General features: G+C 24.7%; 2 protein-coding genes. Both read left to right on the top strand.

Annotated elements, in window-relative coordinates:
• The first annotated feature begins 44 nt into the window (after positions 1–44).
• Positions 45–914 carry a hypothetical protein gene (locus CAMP18497_RS08120; RefSeq protein ID WP_263661761.1) on the top strand — a complete coding sequence of 290 codons (870 nt, stop codon included), beginning with the start codon at positions 45–47 and terminating at the stop codon, positions 912–914.
• Positions 911–2,032 (top strand): hypothetical protein (locus CAMP18497_RS08115; protein ID WP_263661762.1); only part of this gene is annotated, 1,122 nt, incomplete at its 3' end. The genes CAMP18497_RS08120 and CAMP18497_RS08115, both read left to right, overlap by 4 nt.

The raw sequence follows: 2,032 nt of genomic DNA, 5'->3' as shown, positions 1-2,032 counted from the left end.
TAATAATGCTATAATAAATAATACTAACTTTAAAGGTAAAAAAATTGCTTAAAATATCAAAAAGAATTTCTATTATAGTTTTTATTGTATTAGTTTTTATCATAATTGCTAGCAATGCTTATAACTTTATCCAAGAAGCTTTACAATTTAAAGAAGCTAATGAAAATAAAGCAAGAGAAAATCTTAGTGCTTTAATCAAATGGAGTGAAAACGAAGGCAAGGAAGAATTAGAATATGCTAAGAATTTAAGCAAAGAAAACTATAATCAAGAAAAAGTTACACAAATGATTATTAAAAATCTTAAGATGATACAAACTAGTATTGAAGATATAAGAATTTTAACTATTTATTCATTCCTAGATGAAGATGAGGAACTTTCAAGAAAAGCTAGTCGAATTGTTTTAAGAATAAATATGGATATTATACTTTATCTTTTAGATAATGAAAAAACTTTTATAGGACATAAAACTTATTTTTTATTTGATAAGGAAAGATTTGATGCACTTGAAGATTTTTTATTTTTTCTAAATACTCGTTTAGAAGAGGATTTTTTGAAAAAAAATGATAATGATTTTGAAATAATAGAAATTGTAACATATATTAATCTATTGATTGGCTTAGATGGTGCGTTTGCTAATAATATGTACCTAAGAGAACTTTCAATAGCTCCTATTTGTGATTTAAATAATCCCAAAACCATAGCAATTCTAAATGGCATAGAAAAAATTAATATTGCAGTTGATAGATATATCAATCTTATAAATTCAAAAATTAAATTTATTGCCTATAAAGATGATTATCTTAAAATGAAAATAGAAAATATAAACAATAATTATCCAAAACTCAGACTCGATCAAAAACAAATCAATCAGCTCAATACCCTACAATCTAAACTAAAAGAGTGTAAACAATGAACGAAGAATTGCAAAAAGAAGAATTACCTAGAAAAGAATTAAACGAAACAGAAAAAGAATTGCAAATTCTTTTAAAAGATGCAGGTGTAGATGAAATAGGAGAAAAACTACTTAAAGAAATAGAAGATGCAAATAAAACGGAAAATTTTATGCATCAAAATGAAGTTCAAGCCATGAAAGGTATCACTGGTTTTTTAGATGATGTAACAGATATTGGCTCTAAAGATTACCTACTCCCTTTTAAAATCATCATAAAAAGAGCAGATAATACCCTTAGTGGAATTGATGCTTTAATAGAATATCAAAAAACAAAAGATGGTTTAAAAGTTTCTGTAAAAATTGGTTCTGAAATTATTGCTTCACAAATTTTTACAATAGGAATACCGATAATAAGAACAGCAGCCATTACAACTTATAGTGCAATAGCAATTACAAGTAGCACCTTGTTAGGTGTTTTAGCAGCCATTAGTATTGTTGGCACTAGTATGATAATTCTTTGGTGGATTAATTCTAAAATAGAAGATTGGTTAAAAGATAGTGGTATTTCTTTTATTGATTTTATAAGAGAATATGAAACTCATTTAAGTTCTGAAGAAAAATATTATCATAACTTAGCACATTGTCATCAAACACAAATTAAAAATATGCAAAGAATTCAATTATATTATGATGGTAAGATTTCAAAAGATTTAAAAAATTATTACTATCCTTTTTATGATGTTAAAAAAACGCCATCTTTACTTAATGAAAAAAGCTTACTCAAAAGCATATCAAAAGATTATAAAGCATTAAAACTAAAAGATATAATAGATAACATCCACATTAACTCAGAATTTTATTTATTAAAAGCTTTATATTTTTGTGAAAGTTTTACAAGTTTTAATCAAAACAATCAAGCCTTATTTAACGAAGAAAAATTTCCTTATCATTCTAGCTTTTATACTATATTCTTATTGCACAAAGATAAAATCACAAATACTTATTTAAATGCAAGAAAAGAACTTTATAAAAGCGTTATAGAATTTAATTATTCTCAAAATAAAACCTTACTTGAGAATTTAGAGAAAAACGACACCAAAGAAGATTCTAAGCTATTACGCTTTTATAATCTTTCTTTT

It is taken from the genome of Campylobacter sp. W0066.1 (genome assembly GCF_024723635.1).
Classification (GTDB): Bacteria; Campylobacterota; Campylobacteria; order Campylobacterales; family Campylobacteraceae; genus Campylobacter_D; species Campylobacter_D lari_C.
The sequence above is the reverse complement of the archived record's forward strand: the minus strand, read 5'-3'. Positions and strand labels throughout refer to the sequence as shown.